Source organism: Stenotrophomonas sp. P2112 (genome assembly GCF_041897515.1).
Classification (GTDB): Bacteria; Pseudomonadota; Gammaproteobacteria; order Xanthomonadales; family Xanthomonadaceae; genus Stenotrophomonas; species Stenotrophomonas sepilia.
The window spans coordinates 1702319-1717810 of the sequence record NZ_CP169216.1; the positions used below are offsets into that span (position 1 = coordinate 1702319).

Below are 15492 nucleotides of genomic sequence, written 5' to 3' on the forward strand. Positions count from 1 at the left end.
AAGGTCGCGGCCGGCCGGCCGTTAACCGGTCCGGAGGGTTGCGCGGAGCGGCCCGGAGACCGCCATGAACAACGTGATGGGAATCGCCCTCGGCGGGATGCGTGCGGCCCAGCAGGGCGTGCAGGTGGCAGCGCACAACGTGGCCAATCTGGCCACCCCCGATGCGCAGCGCCTGCAGTTGCAGCGCGGTGCCACTGGACAGGGTGGGGTGCAGGCCTCGGTGACTGCCGCCGGCGCTGATGTCGGTGCACCGCTGGGAGATCTGCTGGCGGCGAAAGCCGAGGTGGTGGCCTTCGCCGCCAATGCCTCGGTGATCCGCCGCCAGGACCCGTTGCTGGGTTCGCTGCTGGATCGGGAAGCCTGAGCCCCCTCGGCAGGCGCGAACCGCCGCCCCTGGTGGGTGCCAACCCTGGTTGGCATGCTTACCCCCCCTGGCAGGTGCCAACCTTGGTTGGCACGCTTTTGGGGCGCCAACCAAGGTTGGCCTCTACCAAGGCACCGCTGGGCCATGCCCGGCGACCACCGCCTCGATCAGGCCGACAGCTCCAGCAGCAGCTTGTTCAGGCGCGCCACATAGGCACCCGGATCCTTCAGGCTGTCACCGGCGGCCAGCGCGGCCTGGTCGAACAGCACCCGGCCGAGGTCGTCGAAGCGCGCGCCATCGGCTTCGGCGTCGAGCTTGGCGATCAGCGGATGGCCCGGGTTGATCTCCAGCACCGGCTTGCTGTCCGGCACCTTCTGCCCGCTGGCTTCCAGGATCTGGCGCATCTGCAGGCCCAGGTCCTGCTCGCCGATGGCCAGCACCGCCGGCGAATCGGTCAGGCGGTGCGACACGCGCACCTCGGCCACTTCGTCACCCAGGACCGTCTTGAGCCGCTCGACCAGGCCCTGCTTGTCCTTTGCTGCCGCTTCCTGTGCCTGCTTGTCCGCATCGGTTTCCAGTGCGCCCAGGTCGAGATCGCCACGGGCGATGTCGACGAAGCCCTTGCCGTCGAAATCGGTCAGGTAGCCCATCAGCCACTCGTCGATGCGGTCGGTCAGCAGCAGCACTTCCACGCCCTTCTTGCGGAACACTTCCAGGTGCGGACTGTTGCGCACCTGGCTGTAGCTCTCGCCGGTGAGGTAGTAGATCTTGTCCTGGCCTTCGGTCATGCGGCCGATGTAATCGGCCAGCGACACGCTCTGCGCATCGCCGTCGCCACGGGTGGAGGCGAAGCGCAGCAGGCCGGCCACCTTCTCGCGGTTGTTGTAGTCCTCGGCCGGGCCTTCCTTCAGCACCTGGCCGAACTCCTTCCAGAACGTGGCGTACTGCTCGGGCTTGTCGGTGGCCAGCTTCTCCAGCATGTCCAGCGAACGCTTGGTCAGCGCCGATTTCATCGAATCGATGACCGGGCCGGACTGCAGGATCTCGCGCGAGACGTTCAGCGACAGGTCGTTGGAATCGACCACGCCCTTGATGAAGCGCAGGTACAGCGGCAGGAACTGCTCGGCCTGGTCCATCACGAACACGCGCTGCACGTACAGTTTCAGGCCCTTGGGCGCATCGCGGTGGTACAGGTCGAACGGCGCGCGGCCGGGCACGTACAGCAGCGAGGTGTACTCCAGCTTGCCCTCGACCTTGTTGTGGCTCCACGCCAGCGGGTCGCTATGGTCGTGCGCTACGTGCTTGTAGAACTCGGTGTACTCGGCGTCGCTGATCTCGGTGCGCGGGCGGGTCCACAGCGCGCTGGCGCGGTTGACGGTCTCCCACTCGACGGTGGCGCCTTCTTCGCCACCTTCCTTCGGCATCTGGATCGGCAGACCGATGTGGTCCGAGTACTTCTTGAGGATGCTGCGCAGGCGCCAGCCATCGGCGAAGTCGTGCTCGCCGTCCTTCAGGTGCAGCACGATGCGGGTACCGCGCTCTGCCTTGTCGACGGTGGCCACTTCGAAATCGCCTTCGCCACGCGAGGTCCAGCGCACGCCTTCGGCCGCAGCCAGGCCAGCGCGGCGCGAGGTCACTTCCACTTCGTCGGCGACGATGAAAGCGCTGTAGAAGCCGACGCCGAACTGGCCGATCAGCTGCGAATCCTTCTTCTGGTCGCCGGACAGCTGCCGCAGGAAGTCGCCGGTGCCGGACTTGGCGATGGTGCCGAGGTGGGCGATGGCTTCGGCGCGGCTCATGCCAATGCCGTTGTCTTCGATGGTGATGGTGTGGGCGGCGGCGTCGAAGCTGACGCGCACGCGCAGCTCGCTGTCGCCTTCCAGCAGCGCCGGTTGGGTCAGGGCCTCGAAGCGTAGCTTGTCGGCGGCGTCGGCAGCGTTGGAGACCAGCTCGCGCAGGAAGATTTCCTTGTTGGAGTACAGCGAGTGGATCATCAGCTGCAGCAGTTGCTTGACTTCGGTCTGGAAGCCAAGGGTTTCGGTCTGGGTGGTCTCGGTCATCGATAGGGCTCCATGTGCAATGCCGCGCCAGCGCGTGCGGCCTCGCCAAGGGGTAGGGGTGATTGTCCCGAAATCAAGGGGTTGTTCGGCCGGGCTGCGCCCGGCACCCGCAGAGGCCAGAGCAACAGCCGAAGCAACAGCGGGCTATCCGTGGGATGGCGGGGCGGTGTCGGATTGCGGGGACGCCGTGAACCCGTCCTTGGGGGCTTGGCCGCGGCATCCATGCCGCGGACACCGCGCAATCCGACACCGCCCCGCCTTCGATAGTTGGCCGGCGGCCAGTAGATCCACGCCATGCGTGGATGGAATCTCTCAGATATCGAAATCCAAACCAGGGTCAGATCCGTTTTCCGCAGGAAAACGGATCTGACCCCGCCTGTATGTCGAGCATCGGATCGCGTCTGGGGTAGAGCCGCCTGAGTCAGGGGGCGGCCGCGAAGCGGCGGGGGTATGGAAGCTGGTAAGTGGGGCCCGCGTTTCGCGCAGCGAAGCGTGGGAGCGACAGCGCGCATGCGTTGGCGCGTCCCCGGCCGCGGCCCGGCCGAACTACAATCCCACTCATGCTGAAATTCTTGAATACCTCCCGCCGGGGACGCCAATGAGCGGCCGTGGGGGCAACGACGGCCAGGTCCGCATCATCGGCGGTCGCTGGCGCAATACCCGCTTGCCGGTGCCGACCCTGCCGGGGCTTCGGCCCAGCAGCGACCGTGTGCGCGAGACCCTGTTCAACTGGCTGATGCCCAAGCTGGGCGGGGCCCGCGTCCTGGACCTGTTCGCAGGCAGCGGCGCATTGGGGCTGGAAGCCGTCTCGCGCGGTGCCGCCCACGCCACCCTGGTCGAGCGCGATGCGCAGCTGGGACGCAACCTGACCGCCGCCGTGGCCAAGCTGCAGGCCAGCGACCAGATCAGCGTCGTGCAGGCAGATGCCCTGCGCTGGCTGCAGGGTGCGCAGGCGCAGCAGGCCGATCTGGTGTTCATCGACCCGCCATTCGCCGATGGCCTGTGGCAGGACGTGCTGGCCCAGCTGCCGCGGCACCTGGCAGCCGATGCCTGGCTGTACCTGGAATCGCCGGCCGGCCACGTGCCGGTGCTGCCGCAGGGCTGGCTGCTGCACCGCGAGGGCGGCACCCGTGAGGTGCGCTTTGCCCTGTACCGCCGTGCCACTGCTACACTTTGACCTCATCTGAACATCTGCTACCGCCCATGACCGTGGCCAACCGCCGCATTGCCGTCTATCCCGGCACGTTCGACCCGATCACCAACGGTCACATCGACCTTGTGAGCCGGGCCGCGCCGCTGTTCGAAAAGGTCGTGGTCGGCGTGGCGCAGAGCCCGTCGAAGGGCCCGGCGCTGCCGCTGGAACAGCGCGTGCAGCTGGCGCGTGGCGCCCTGGCCCACCATGGCAATGTCGAAGTCATCGGCTTCGATACCCTGCTGGCCCATTTCGTACGTTCGGTCCAGGGCGGGGTGCTGCTGCGCGGCCTGCGCGCGGTGTCCGACTTCGAGTACGAGTTCCAGATGGCCAGCATGAACCGCCACCTGATCCCCGAGGTCGAGACCCTGTTCCTGACCCCGGCCGAGCAGCACAGCTTCATTTCGTCCTCGCTGGTCCGCGAGATCGCGCGCCTGGGCGGCGACGTGTCCGGTTTCGTGCCGGCCGCGGTGCTCGAAGCCCTGCGCAAGGTCCGCGAAGCGAAGGCGTCACAGTCGTAAGCCCGCCGTACCTGCACCCCATTACGTACAACACCACGCACCATTCCGGGAGGAAATCCATGAACACCACCATGCGCGCGATGCTGATCGCTTCGTTGGCCCTGGCCTTCACCGCCTGCAAGAAGGAAGAGGCCGCTCCGGTCGACGAGGCCAAGCAGGCCCTGGTCGCTCCGTCCAAGGACGACGATGCCGGCTGGAAGAAGTACCTGCAGGAAGTGGCGATCCAGAACATGGGCAACATCACCAACAGCCCGTTCCTGTATTACCTCTCCCCGGAATCGGACCCGGACTTCCAGGCCAAGTACGAGCGCCAGACCGAGAGCGCGACCCAGGCCGTGGCCCGTGGCGTGCAGCCGGGCAACATGCTGGCCTTTGGTTCGTCGGCCTCGGGCAAGATGGCTGACATGATCCAGGCCGTGTTCAAGGACGTGTCGCCGGATTCGATGAAGGGCGTGCGCGTCGTCTTCATCGGCCAGTCGGCCGACAACGCCCGCGTGCAGGCTGCGATCCAGCCGACCGGTGCCGAGTACATTTTCGTCGAAGCCAAGTAATACCGAGCCATGGCGGCCATGCTCCGGCATGGCCCGGGCGGCGTCCTGCCAGGGCGCCGCTGATGACCTGACCGGCCCGCGCGCCCGCGCTGGCCGGTCCTTTGTCCCAAGGCGCGGGCGAGGAGTATCGCCATGTCGCTGAAAATCAACGAGCTCTGCGTCAACTGCGACGTCTGCGAGCCGGCCTGCCCGAACCAGGCCATTGCGATGGGTGAAACCATCTACGTGATCGACCCTGCGCGCTGCACCGAATGCGTGGGTCATTTCGACGAGCCACAGTGCGTGGTCGTCTGCCCGGTCGAGTGCATCGACCCGGATCCGGAGATCGTGGAAACGGAAGACCAGCTGCTGGCCAAGCTGCGCCAGCTGCAGCACGATCACCCCGAACTCTATGCGGAGCCCCCATCCGAATGAAGACGCTGATCGTCCGCCCCCTGTTGCTGCTCGGCCTGCTGCTGAGCCCGATGGCCTGGGCCGACAGCCCGGCCCGTGCCGAGCGCCCCGACGGCGCAGCCATTGCCAGCGGCCACGCGCTGGCCACCCAGGCCGGTATCGATATCCTGGCGCAGGGCGGCAACGCCTTCGACGCTGCGGTGGCGGTCTCGTCCACGCTGGCGGTGGTCGAGCCGATCAGTTCCGGACTCGGCGGCGGCGGCTTCTTCCTTCTGCACGACGCGGCCACCGGCAAGGACGTGATGCTGGATGCACGCGAGACCGCACCGGCGGCGGCCACGCCGCAGGCCTTCCTCGACAAGCAGGGCAACCTGGACCGCGACCGCTCGGTCAACGGTGCGTGGTCGGCGGGTATTCCCGGCCTGCCTGCGGCGCTGGTCGAACTGTCGGCCAAGCACGGCAAGCTGCCGCTGTCTGCATCGCTGCAGCCGGCGATCCGCATCGCGCGCGAAGGCTTCCCGGTGTACGACCGCATGGCCAAGGGCTATGCGTCGCGCCGTGAAGTGATGGAGCGCTATCCCGGCACGCGTGAAGTCTATCTGCGCAACGGCAAGCCGATCGCTAGCGGTGACCTGTTCAGGCAGCCGGAGCTGGCGCAGACGCTGGAGCGCCTGGCCGCAGGTGGCTTCGATGGCTTCTACAAGGGCCAGACCGGAAAGCTGCTGCTGGCCGGCGTCAAGCAGGCCGGCGGCAAGTGGACCGCTGAAGAGCTGGCCGGCTACCGCGTGAAGCAGCGCGAGCCGATCGTGTTCAACTACAACGGCTGGAAGATCACCACCGCGCCGCCGCCGTCGTCGGGTGGCATCGCGCTGGCCAGCATGCTGCAGATCCTGGAAGGCTGGGACATCAGGAAGATGGACCCGGCGCACCGCACCCACCTGGTGGTGGAGTCGATGCGCCGTGCCTACCGCGACCGTACGTTCTTCCTCGGCGATCCGGACTTCGTGCAGATCCCGCAGAAGGTGCTGACCAGCAAGGACTACGCACAGGGCCTGCGCGCGACCATCCATCCGGAGAAGGCCACGCCCAGCGACCTGCTGTCGGGCAATCCGACGCCGCTGGAAGACGACGAGACCACGCACTTCTCGATCATCGACCGCGACGGCAACCGCGTCGGCGCCACCCAGACCGTCAACCTGCTGTACGGCTCGGGGCTCATTCCCAAGGGCACCGGCGTGCTGCTGAACAACGAGATGGACGATTTCGCGCTGAAGCCGGGTACGCCCAATGCCTTCGGCGTGATGGGCTACGAGGCCAATGCGCCGAAGCCGGGCAAGCGCATGCTCAGCTCGATGACGCCGACCTTCATGGAAAACAGCGACAAGGTGATCGTGCTGGGCACGCCGGGTGGCAGCCGCATCATCACCATGGTGCTGCTGGGCATCCTCGGCTACGACGCCGGCCTGGACGCGCAGCAGGTTGCCGCGCTGCCGCGCTACCACCACCAGTGGCTGCCGGATCTGATCGAAGCCGAGGACGATGCGTTCGACGCGGCGACGGTGAAGCAGCTGCAGGCGATGGGCCACAGGATCGACCTGCCGGGCAATGTCGCCGCCGGCGGTCGCGGTTCCAGCCACGTGTGGGGCAACCTGCAGACCGTGGAATGGGACCGCAAGGCGAACAAGCTGTTCGGCGGCAGCGACCCGCGCAATCCGGTGGGCAGTGCCCAGGTCGTGCCGGCCCACTGATGTGGCGGTGCCGGCCACTGGCCGGCAATCTGGCAGATCACCAGGACCCCGCCAACCGGCGGGGTTTCCTGTTTCCTTTCTAGCGATTATTTAACAGTCCGGCGCCGATAATCGACGCATGAAACTCTGGTCTATTCGTGGAAACTCGCAGCGCCTGGACGGCGGCGCGATGTTCGGCAACGCGCCGCGTGCGTTGTGGGAAAAATGGGCGGCTCCGGACGAGCTCAATCGCATCGAGCTGGCCTGCCGTGCGCTGCTTGCCAGTCCGCTGGAAGGCAAGACAGTACTGTTTGAAACCGGTATCGGTGCGTTCTTCGACCCGCGCATGCGCGAGCGTTATGGCGTGCAGGAAAGCCAGCACGTGCTGATCGATTCACTGCGCGAAGCGGGTTTCGAGCACGAGGACATCGACGTGGTGGTGCTCAGCCACCTGCACTTCGATCATGCCGGTGGCCTGCTTGCCGCATGGAGCGAAGGGCGTGAGCCCGAACTGCTGTTCCCCAACGCAACCTATGTGGTTGGTGCGCAGCATTGGCAGCGCGCCGTGCGGCCACACCCGCGCGATCGGGCCAGTTTCATTCCTGAGCTGCCCGGCCTGCTGCAGGCCAGTGGCCGCCTGGAAGTAGTGGAGGGGGAGTACTCGAAGGCGCTCGGCCGCAGCGTGCGCTTCAGCTACAGCGATGGGCATACGCCGGGGCTGATGCTGGCCGAGATCGTTGGCCACGCGCATGCCGGTGAAGATGCGCATGGTGGCGTGGTGTTCTGTGCCGACCTCATCCCAGGTCGTTCATGGGTGCACGTGCCGATCACCATGGGCTATGACCGCAATGCCGAATTGCTGATCGACGAGAAACGGCAGTTCCTTGAAGACAAGCTGGCGCGCAACGTGCGGCTGTTCTTCACCCACGACCCGCAGGTGGCGCTGGCGCAGCTGGGCCGTGATGACAAGGGACGTTTCGTGACCCTGCACGAACAGGGCGAGCTGAAGGCGCGCGCCCTGGGTTAATGGCAGAGCCGAGCGTGGGCTCGGCTCCACATCACTCGTCGTTACGACGCCTTCAGGCAGCTGCTCATGAAGGTCTTGCGCGCATCGCCGGCCAGCTTCTTCGCGCCTGCGTCAGCGTTGCATTTGCGCATGCGTTCCTGCTGCGTATTGACCAGCTTGGTTTCGGCGGCATGACCGCTGAGGCAGGAGCTCTGCGCGGTCTTGTAGGCATCCCCCTTCAAGCCCTTGTTCTTGGCCGAGCATTCGGCCATGCGCTGCTGCTGCGGGGTGGTGGCATTGGCAGTCAGGGGCAGGCCGACCAGCAGGACAGCGGCCAGCAGGAAAGAGGCTTTCATCGGGAGCTCCAAGCGGTGGCGGGTGCGCGGAGCATTCGCTTCCGACCGGTAAGGCCACGTGAAGAATCACGCGTCGGCCACACCCGCGTCCACGGGCGTTCACGTGACGCGGCGAAGCGGGCCGGCGAACGGTTGTCGGGTCAGAGCCCTCTCCTGCGGAGAGGGATCCGACCACGGTTCGCCGGATCAGCCGACGCGGGTGCCGAAGATGCGGTCACCCGCGTCGCCCAGTCCGGGCAGGATGTAGCCCTTGTCGTTGAGCTGGGCATCGATGGCCGCAGTGTAGATTTCCACGTCCGGATGCACGGCCTTCACTGCTTCGATGCCTTCGGGCGCGGCCACCAGGAAGATGCCCTTGATGCGACGGGCGCCGGCGCGCTTGAGCATGTCGATGGTGGCGATCAGCGTGCCGCCGGTGGCCAGCATCGGGTCGAGGATCAGTGCGTCGCGCTCTTCCAGGCGGCCGGTCAGGCGCTCGAAGTAGGGTACCGGCTGCAGGGTTTCTTCATCGCGCTGCAGGCCGACCACGCTGACACGGGCGGCCGGAATCAGCGACAGCACGCCGCTGAGCATGCCCAGGCCGGCACGCAGGATCGGCACCACGGTGATCTTGGCGCCGGCAATGCGCTGCACCGTCACCGGGCCGGCCCAGCCGGCCAGGGTGTGCGGCTCGGTATCCAGGTCGGCGGTGGCCTCGTAGGCCAGCAGCGTACCCAGCTCGTTGGCCAGTTCGCGGAAATCCTTGGTGCTGAGCGCAGCGTTGCGCATCAGGCCGATCTTGTGCTGCACCAGCGGGTGGCGCACTTCGACGATCTTCATGGTCGGGAAGGGGAATAGGGAGAGAGGCCGCCATTTTGCCGGATTGGCGGGGCGAAGCCCAAACCGGGCCCGGGGCCGCTGTACATGAAATGTGCAGAGGCATGTCACGGCCATGCAACCTTGCGGACATACCGTGCAGACCCATTCTTAACAGGAATGGGGATTCCCAGTGCATATCAAGACTCCGTTGGCCGTTGCCATCACCCTGACCCTGGCGATGGGGGCTGCCGCCCCGCTGCAGGCCGCCGGGCAGCAGGCGGTAGCCGCCACCGGCGCCGTGGCGGCCGACGCGGTCGACCTGGACCGTATCGAGGTGCGCGCCCAGCTCGAATCGCAGATCCGCGCGGTCGACCTCAAGCGCGGCAGCGACGCCATCGAAGACGCGGTGTCCTCCGATGCCCTGGGCCAGTACCCGGACAAGAACGTGGCCGAGTCGCTGCAGCGCCTGCCGGGCATCAGCGTGACCCGTGACCAGGGCGAGGGCCGTTTCGTGGTCATCCGTGGCCTGGACGCCAATCTCAACAGCGTCAGCGTGGATGGCATCGCCGTGGGCACGCCGGAGGATTCCAGCCGTGCCGCGCCGCTGGACGTGATCCCGTCCGATTCCACCGAACGCCTGCGCGTGGTGAAGTCGCCGACCCCGGACATGCCCGGTGATGCCATCGGCGGTGCCGTGCTGGTGGAATCGGCCTCGGCCTTCGACCGCGACGGTCGCAGCCTGCGTGGCAAGATCGAGGGCAGCCACCAGCAGCTGTCCGGCGAGACCAGCCCGAAGGCGGCCTTCAACTACAGCGAAGTGTTCAACGACACCTTCGGCGTGGCGCTGGGCGTGAACTACCAGAAGCGCCGGTTCGAGTCGGACAACACCGAAGTGGAGTACGACGGCGAGGACGATGCCGCCCCCGGTGACGTGACCGCGATCAACCTGCAGCACCGCAAGTACGAGATCGAGCGCAAGCGCATCGGCGCCAACCTCAACCTCGACTGGCGGCCGGACGAAGACAGCAGGTACTACCTGCGCACGCTGTACAGCCAGTTCGACGATGCGGAGACCCGCCAGCGCGTGATCTTCAACTTCGACGACGCGAAGATGGTCAAGACCGGCACCGACCAGTACCGCCTGGATGGCATGCCGAAGGACTCGATCGACAAGCGCATGCGCTACCGCACCAAGAAGGAAAACACCTTCGCGGCCAGCCTGGGCGGCGAGCACAAGTTGACCAACGCCGTGGTTGATTACCGGATCGGCTACACCCGTACCGAAGAGCGCGTGAACGACGAGATGGAGGCGCGTTTCAAGCTCAACGGCAAGGCGTTCAACGGCAGCCTGGACCAGAGCAGCCGGCTGCCCAGCTACAACTTCGACAACCCGCAGTGGCTGGACAACAGCAATTACGCGTTCGACCGCTTCGTGCTATCGCCCAAGCAGGTGAACGACAAGGAGCACAGCGCGCAGGTCAACGTGCGCTTCGACGGCGACAGCAGCAGCATCAAGTTCGGTCTGCTGGGCCGCTGGCGCGACCGCGACGTGAATGTGGATGAGCGCGAACTGCGCGTCGGCCCGAAGGTGGCGCTGGCGGGCTGGACCACCTCCTCGCCCGAACATCGCCACGGCAACTTCGGCGACGGCATGGATTCGGCGGCGATGCGTGCCTTCTGGGCGGCCAATGGCAGCCAGTACAGCGCCCGCCCGCAGGACGTCGGCGGCAATGCGATGACGTCGCTGGAAGAGGATTACGTGGCCAGCGAAGACATCTTCGCCAGCTACGCCATGGGTACCTGGGACGTGGGCGCGCTGCGCCTCATCGGCGGCGTGCGCGTGGAGAACACCCGCTTCAAGGCGATTGGCAACCAGGTGGACGTGGCCGCCAACGGCCGCAGCTTCACCGTCACCCCGCGTGTGGCCAACAGCAGCTACACCAACGTGCTGCCGGGCCTGCACCTGCGCTATGACGCGGCTGATGACTGGGTGCTGCGCGCCTCGGCCAACAAGACCGTATCGCGCCCGTCCTTCGGCGACGTCTCGCCGCGCGTGGGTTACAGCCGTGGTGACGAGGAAGTGCGCCTGGGTAACCCGGAACTGGATCCGTACGAGTCGAAGAACATCGACCTGTCGGTGGAGAAGTACATCGGCAGCAGCGGCATCGTTTCGCTGGGCCTGTTCCACAAGTCGATCGATGGCTACATCGTCGAAACCGTGCGCACCAATGATCCGGCCTACGGTGGATTCGATGTGACGCAGCCGATCAATGGTCGCAAGGCCACCGTGCGTGGTGCGGAGTTCAACTGGCAGCAGCAGCTGGCCTTCCTGCCGGACGGCCTGGATGGCCTGCTGGTCGGCGCCAGTGGCACCTGGCTGGATACGAAGTTCGATGCCGGCATCAAGGACCGTGCGGGCGAGGACTTCACGCTGCCGCGCGCTTCCAAGCATGTCTACAGCGCACACATCGGCTATGAAAAGTATGGTGTAAGCACGCGCCTGGCGGCCGTGTACCGCAGCGAGTACCTGGACAGCATCGGCAAGGGGCGCGCATTCGACATCTACGTGGCACCCAACACCCAGCTCGATTTCTCGCTTGACTACAAGTTCACCCCGCGCGTGAGCGTGTACTTCGAGGCGCAGAACCTGCTGGACAAGCCGTTGGAGCTGTACCAGGGCACCCGTTCGCGCACCCTGCAGCTGGAAGAGTACGGCCGCACCTATGCGCTGGGCCTGAAGGTGGCGCTGTGATGGGGCGTGGCGTCACTGTCCTGGCCGCCGCGCTGGCGGCTACGCTGGTCGCCGGCTGCACGCCGGCCACCGGCAACGATCCGGTTGCGGGAGCGGCCTCGCCGGCCGCCAGTGGCGAGCGCAAGGTAGCCACCATCGCCGAAGCGTTCCTGTCACCGATGACCCCGGCCGACAACATCGACTCGCCGGCGGCCTGGCGCGCGCCGGACGGCGTACTGTGGCTGATCGCCACTGCCAAGGCCACCGACAAGCTGGTGGTCTACGACGGCAGCACCGGCCAGCACCTGCGTGACGTCGGCAGCAGCGGCACCGCACCGGGGCAGTTCGACCGCCCAAACGGCATCGCGGTGACCGACGACCTGCTGTGGATCGTGGAGCGCGACAATCACCGCGTGCAGGTACTGCGCCTGCCGGACTTCGCGCCGCTGGCGACGTTCGCGGCGGACGACCTGCGCAAGCCTTACGGGCTGTGGGTCGACCGCCGTGCCGATGGCTACAGCGTCTACGTCACCGACTCCTGGGACAACGGCGAGGATGCACAGGGGCGCGACATCCTGCCGCCGCTGGCCGAGCTGGACAAGCGCGTGCGCCAGTATCACGTGACCCGCAATGGTGAGAAGGTCGACGCGAAGCTGGTGGCCAGCATCGGCGATACCACCGAGACTGGTGCGCTGCGCGTGGTCGAGTCGATCTGGGGCGATCCCGAGAACGACCGCCTGCTGATCGCCGAAGAGGACGAGAGCTACGCCAGCGAGTTCAAGGTCTACACCCTCGCGGGCCGCTTCACCGGCACCACCTTCGGCCGCGACGTGTTCAAGGCACAGGCCGAAGGCGTGGCCCTGCGCACCTGCGGCAAGGATGGCTGGTGGATCACCACCGAACAGGGCAAGCAGCGCAGCGTGTTCCATCTGTTCGACCGGCACACGCTGAAGCCGGTCGGCGCGTTCCAGGGCAATACCGTGGCCAACACCGATGGCATCTGGATGATGCAGCAAGCCAGCACGCGCTTCCCGCACGGTGCGCTTTATGCCGTGCATGACGACCAGGGCGTGGTAGCGTTCGACTGGGAGAGCATCGCCAAGCAACTGGCGTTGCCGCTGGAGTGTGGCGCATGAGCCGGCAGCGCGTGATGCGCACGTTGGCCCTGGGTCTGCTGCTGGCGCTGCCGTCGCTGTCGTTCGCGGCGGCCGAACCGAATACCCAGGTGCCGGCAGGTAGCCGCCACTACGCAGCGACGACGGTGCCGGACCGCATCGTCGCCTCGCCGGCGGCCGATTCCAGCCATGGGTTCGCAGTGGCCTGGCGCACCGATGGCAGCGTGCAGGCGCCGCTGCTGGAGATCGCAATGGCCGCAGATTCGCCGGCCATCGAAGGCATCCGCCAGGTTCGTGCGACGACCCGCGCGCTGCAGACCGAGAACGGCCTGTCGCACCACCATCGTGCAGATATCGATGGCCTGCAGCCGGATACCCAGTACGTCTACCGTGTGCAGGGCAACGGCAGTTGGAGTGCATGGAACCAGCTGCGCACGCTGGCTGCCGCCGACCAGCCGCTGACCCTGCTGTACTTCGGCGATACCCAGAACAAGAACGTCAGCCATGTCAGCCGCGTGGTGCGTGCCGCGCAGAAGGCCGCACCGCAGGCACGCATGAGCCTGTTTGCCGGCGACCTGGTCAGCGGCGGCGACAACATGGATGACAGCGAGTGGGGCGAATGGTTTGCCGCCGTCGGCTGGCTGGCGCAGGAAATGCTGGTGGCGCCGGCCATAGGCAATCACGAGTACTTCGAGGAGTTCGAGGACACCCCGCAGGAGCGCCGGGTGCTGGGCCGCCACTGGCCGGTCACGTTCGCGTTGCCGGGCAATGGTGCCAGCGCTGCGCAGCAGAGCAGCTACTGGTTCGATGCGCAGGGCGTGCGCGTGGCGGTGGTCGATGGCACTTCGGCACTCGACCTTGGCACCGCCAAGGCACAGGCGCAATGGCTGGACAAGGTGCTGACCGGCAATCCGCAGCCGTGGACCATCATGTTGCTGCACCAGCCGTTCTACTCGCCGCGCGAAGGGCGCGAGAACGCCGCGCTGCGTGAGGTGCTGTTGCCGGTGGTACGCCGCCACAACGTCGATCTGGTGCTGCAGGGCCACGACCACACCTATGGCCGCCGTGGCGAGGGGCAGGCCGCAACGCCGCAGTACGTGGTGACCGTGGCGGGGCCGAAGCAGTACCGTCTCTCCGACGAGGCACGAAAGACGATGGATCCGGTGGCCGAAGACACCCAGTTGTTCCAGGTGTTGAACATCGACCCGCAGCGCCTGCGCTATGAAGCACGCACCGTGACCGGCCGTCTCTACGATGCCTTCGAACTGCGCCGCGATGCCAAGGGGGGGAAACAGCGCATGGAGCTGACCGAAGGCCGCATCGCACCGCGCGACTGCCCGCGTGCGCAGACCGCCAAGGGTCGCGCCGATCGCTGCTGGGAATGAGGAGATCCAGATGAAAACCGTACGCCGTCTTGTCCCCATGGCTGCCATCGGCGGGGCCCTGCTCCTGCTCGCGACAGCGGTGACCGCTGCCGATACCGTGCTGCATCCGTTCCTGGTGGCCCAACCAAGGGAAGCCCCGCGGGAGGTGAATCTGGCGGTGGAGATTCCCGCCGGCAGCGTGACCAAGTACGAGATCAAGGAAGACGGCCTGGTGCATGTGGACCGCTTCCAGTCGATGCCGGTCGCCTATCCGGCCAACTACGGTTCGATGCCGCGCACGTTGGCTGGCGACAACGATCCGCTGGACGCGCTGGTGCTGACCCGTGAACCCCTGCATCCGGGCGTGATCGTACGCTTCCGGCCGATCGGCTACCTGAAGATGATCGACGGCGGCGAGCACGACGAGAAGATCATCGGCGTGCCGACCGACAAGGTTGACCCGACCTACGCCAACATCCGCGACCTGGCCGATCTGCCGGAGATCGAAAGAGAGCGCATCGAAACGTTCTTCCGGGTCTACAAGGACCTGCCGGCCGGGCGCAACCCGGTGCAGCTCAACGGTTGGGGCAACGCCGCCGAGGCGCGGGCGCTGATCAGCGAAGCGATGAAGCGCTTCGAAAGGTAGATCCGCGCCATGCGTGGATTCAGTCCAGCAACGTCTCGATGAACGATTCGGCCTGCAGGCGGTCGCCCAGTACCCGGGCCACCACCTGTACGGCTGCGTCCTGGTGTTCAGGGCGGATGCCGCCATCGTCATCGTCGTTGTAGAGGTCATCGCCGGCGTCGAGGTACACCGTGCCTGCTGCAGCCAGAGCTGCCATCAGGGTCGGCACGTCGGCAGTCATTTCGACGGCATCCAGCAGGCCGGCACCGTGACGGCTGAACAGCACACGGCCGTCGTCCAGATCGAGGATGAGCGGATCAGCGCTGCGATCGGCAATCACCAGCCAGTTCGAGGGCCAGTCGTTGATCCGTTCGCCGCTGATGCCATGCCATCGATAGCCGGCCTGATGGCTCCACAGGCGTTGCAGCGGCGGTATCCAGACATCAAGGCCGGGAACGGTGATGCCGGCGGTGCCTACCCGGGCATTGATCACTTCGCCCAGCGGCCCGACCTGCGCGTAGAAGCGTGCCAGTACCGGGGGCAGCGGGAACGGGCCCTGCCAGTCGCTCTCGTGCTGGGCATGCAGCAGCCCGAAGCGGGCGAATGAGGCGTGAAGATCATCCATGTCAGAGTCCATCGGGCAGCGGCCGTGCAGCCTAGCAGACGGCGTCTGCGCGCATCGCCTTCAC

Annotated in this window: 15 protein-coding genes; 11 read left to right on the forward strand and 4 right to left on the reverse strand. The window is 66.4% G+C overall.

Annotated elements, in window-relative coordinates; genetic code table 11:
- Positions 1-64: 64 nt before the first annotated feature.
- Positions 65-364, forward strand: a complete 300-nt coding sequence (locus tag ACEPA4_RS08000; protein ID WP_065185205.1) for a hypothetical protein — start codon at positions 65-67, stop codon at positions 362-364.
- Positions 365-531: 167 nt separating this feature from the next.
- Here ACEPA4_RS08000 and htpG read toward each other — a convergent pair whose 3' ends face one another.
- Positions 532-2424, reverse strand: coding sequence for a molecular chaperone HtpG (gene htpG / locus ACEPA4_RS08005; RefSeq protein WP_065179421.1), 1893 nt, complete (start codon positions 2422-2424; stop codon positions 532-534).
- A gap of 598 nt (positions 2425-3022) precedes the next feature.
- On the opposite strand from htpG, the gene rsmD reads away from it, so the two are divergent.
- The 6 genes from rsmD to ACEPA4_RS08035 all read left to right on the forward strand — a co-directional run bounded on the left by rsmD (position 3023) and on the right by ACEPA4_RS08035 (position 7835).
- Complete coding sequence (gene rsmD / locus ACEPA4_RS08010; RefSeq protein WP_005416144.1) at positions 3023-3601, forward strand: 16S rRNA (guanine(966)-N(2))-methyltransferase RsmD; 579 nt, start codon at positions 3023-3025, stop codon at positions 3599-3601.
- A gap of 26 nt (positions 3602-3627) precedes the next feature.
- Complete coding sequence (gene coaD, locus ACEPA4_RS08015; RefSeq protein ID WP_139726975.1) at positions 3628-4137, forward strand: pantetheine-phosphate adenylyltransferase; 510 nt, start codon at positions 3628-3630, stop codon at positions 4135-4137.
- Between the two features lie 59 nt (positions 4138-4196).
- Positions 4197-4688, forward strand: coding sequence for a hypothetical protein (locus ACEPA4_RS08020; protein WP_004153167.1), 492 nt, complete (start codon positions 4197-4199; stop codon positions 4686-4688).
- Positions 4689-4820: 132 nt separating this feature from the next.
- Positions 4821-5102, forward strand: coding sequence for a YfhL family 4Fe-4S dicluster ferredoxin (locus ACEPA4_RS08025; RefSeq protein ID WP_004153175.1), 282 nt, complete (start codon positions 4821-4823; stop codon positions 5100-5102).
- Entirely contained in the window at positions 5099-6829 is a 1731-nt protein-coding gene (gene ggt, locus ACEPA4_RS08030) for a gamma-glutamyltransferase (RefSeq protein WP_065195834.1), read from the forward strand. The genes ACEPA4_RS08025 and ggt overlap by 4 nt, the downstream gene beginning before the upstream one ends.
- 118 nt (positions 6830-6947) lie before the next feature.
- On the forward strand, positions 6948-7835 hold the full coding sequence (locus tag ACEPA4_RS08035; protein ID WP_005416147.1) for an MBL fold metallo-hydrolase: 888 nt from the start codon (positions 6948-6950) through the stop codon (positions 7833-7835).
- Between the two features lie 41 nt (positions 7836-7876).
- On the opposite strand, the gene ACEPA4_RS08040 is transcribed toward ACEPA4_RS08035, so the two are convergent.
- On the reverse strand, positions 7877-8170 hold the full coding sequence (locus ACEPA4_RS08040) for a PsiF family protein (protein WP_164093349.1): 294 nt from the start codon (positions 8168-8170) through the stop codon (positions 7877-7879).
- Between the two features lie 186 nt (positions 8171-8356).
- Positions 8357-8989, reverse strand: a complete 633-nt coding sequence (gene upp / locus ACEPA4_RS08045; RefSeq protein ID WP_005416149.1) for a uracil phosphoribosyltransferase — start codon at positions 8987-8989, stop codon at positions 8357-8359.
- A gap of 217 nt (positions 8990-9206) precedes the next feature.
- On the opposite strand from upp, the gene ACEPA4_RS08050 reads away from it, so the two are divergent.
- Genes ACEPA4_RS08050 through ACEPA4_RS08065 form a run of 4 tightly spaced genes read left to right on the forward strand, consistent with a single transcriptional unit; the run spans position 9207 to position 14824 of the window.
- Complete coding sequence (locus ACEPA4_RS08050; protein WP_216654979.1) at positions 9207-11720, forward strand: TonB-dependent receptor; 2514 nt, start codon at positions 9207-9209, stop codon at positions 11718-11720.
- Positions 11720-12835, forward strand: a complete 1116-nt coding sequence (locus tag ACEPA4_RS08055) for a phytase (RefSeq protein WP_053499166.1) — start codon at positions 11720-11722, stop codon at positions 12833-12835. The genes ACEPA4_RS08050 and ACEPA4_RS08055 overlap by 1 nt, the downstream gene beginning before the upstream one ends.
- 14 nt (positions 12836-12849) lie before the next feature.
- Positions 12850-14199 carry a metallophosphoesterase family protein gene (locus ACEPA4_RS08060; protein WP_239499554.1) on the forward strand — a complete coding sequence of 450 codons (1350 nt, stop codon included), beginning with the start codon at positions 12850-12852 and terminating at the stop codon, positions 14197-14199.
- 10 nt (positions 14200-14209) lie between these two features.
- The gene (locus ACEPA4_RS08065) at positions 14210-14824 is read left to right on the forward strand and encodes an inorganic diphosphatase (RefSeq protein WP_262090850.1); all 615 of its coding nucleotides are present in this window, start codon (positions 14210-14212) and stop codon (positions 14822-14824) included.
- Positions 14825-14843: 19 nt separating this feature from the next.
- On the opposite strand, the gene ACEPA4_RS08070 is transcribed toward ACEPA4_RS08065, so the two are convergent.
- Positions 14844-15428, reverse strand: a complete 585-nt coding sequence (locus tag ACEPA4_RS08070) for a hypothetical protein (RefSeq protein WP_164093353.1) — start codon at positions 15426-15428, stop codon at positions 14844-14846.
- Positions 15429-15492 lie beyond the last annotated feature (64 nt).

What these genes read in the sequence shown, in the direction of transcription:
- ACEPA4_RS08000 (WP_065185205.1), top strand. Translation starts at nt 65, where the DNA reads ATGAACAACGTGATGGGAATCGCCCTCGGCGGGATGCGTGCGGCCCAG.
- htpG (WP_065179421.1), bottom strand. Translation starts at nt 2,424, where the DNA reads ATGACCGAGACCACCCAGACCGAAACCCTTGGCTTCCAGACCGAAGTC.
- rsmD (WP_005416144.1), top strand. Translation starts at nt 3,023, where the DNA reads ATGAGCGGCCGTGGGGGCAACGACGGCCAGGTCCGCATCATCGGCGGT.
- coaD (WP_139726975.1), top strand. Translation starts at nt 3,628, where the DNA reads ATGACCGTGGCCAACCGCCGCATTGCCGTCTATCCCGGCACGTTCGAC.
- ACEPA4_RS08020 (WP_004153167.1), top strand. Translation starts at nt 4,197, where the DNA reads ATGAACACCACCATGCGCGCGATGCTGATCGCTTCGTTGGCCCTGGCC.
- ACEPA4_RS08025 (WP_004153175.1), top strand. Translation starts at nt 4,821, where the DNA reads ATGTCGCTGAAAATCAACGAGCTCTGCGTCAACTGCGACGTCTGCGAG.
- ggt (WP_065195834.1), top strand. Translation starts at nt 5,099, where the DNA reads ATGAAGACGCTGATCGTCCGCCCCCTGTTGCTGCTCGGCCTGCTGCTG.
- ACEPA4_RS08035 (WP_005416147.1), top strand. Translation starts at nt 6,948, where the DNA reads ATGAAACTCTGGTCTATTCGTGGAAACTCGCAGCGCCTGGACGGCGGC.
- ACEPA4_RS08040 (WP_164093349.1), bottom strand. Translation starts at nt 8,170, where the DNA reads ATGAAAGCCTCTTTCCTGCTGGCCGCTGTCCTGCTGGTCGGCCTGCCC.
- upp (WP_005416149.1), bottom strand. Translation starts at nt 8,989, where the DNA reads ATGAAGATCGTCGAAGTGCGCCACCCGCTGGTGCAGCACAAGATCGGC.
- ACEPA4_RS08050 (WP_216654979.1), top strand. Translation starts at nt 9,207, where the DNA reads ATGGGGGCTGCCGCCCCGCTGCAGGCCGCCGGGCAGCAGGCGGTAGCC.
- ACEPA4_RS08055 (WP_053499166.1), top strand. Translation starts at nt 11,720, where the DNA reads ATGGGGCGTGGCGTCACTGTCCTGGCCGCCGCGCTGGCGGCTACGCTG.
- ACEPA4_RS08060 (WP_239499554.1), top strand. Translation starts at nt 12,850, where the DNA reads ATGCGCACGTTGGCCCTGGGTCTGCTGCTGGCGCTGCCGTCGCTGTCG.
- ACEPA4_RS08065 (WP_262090850.1), top strand. Translation starts at nt 14,210, where the DNA reads ATGAAAACCGTACGCCGTCTTGTCCCCATGGCTGCCATCGGCGGGGCC.
- ACEPA4_RS08070 (WP_164093353.1), bottom strand. Translation starts at nt 15,428, where the DNA reads ATGGATGATCTTCACGCCTCATTCGCCCGCTTCGGGCTGCTGCATGCC.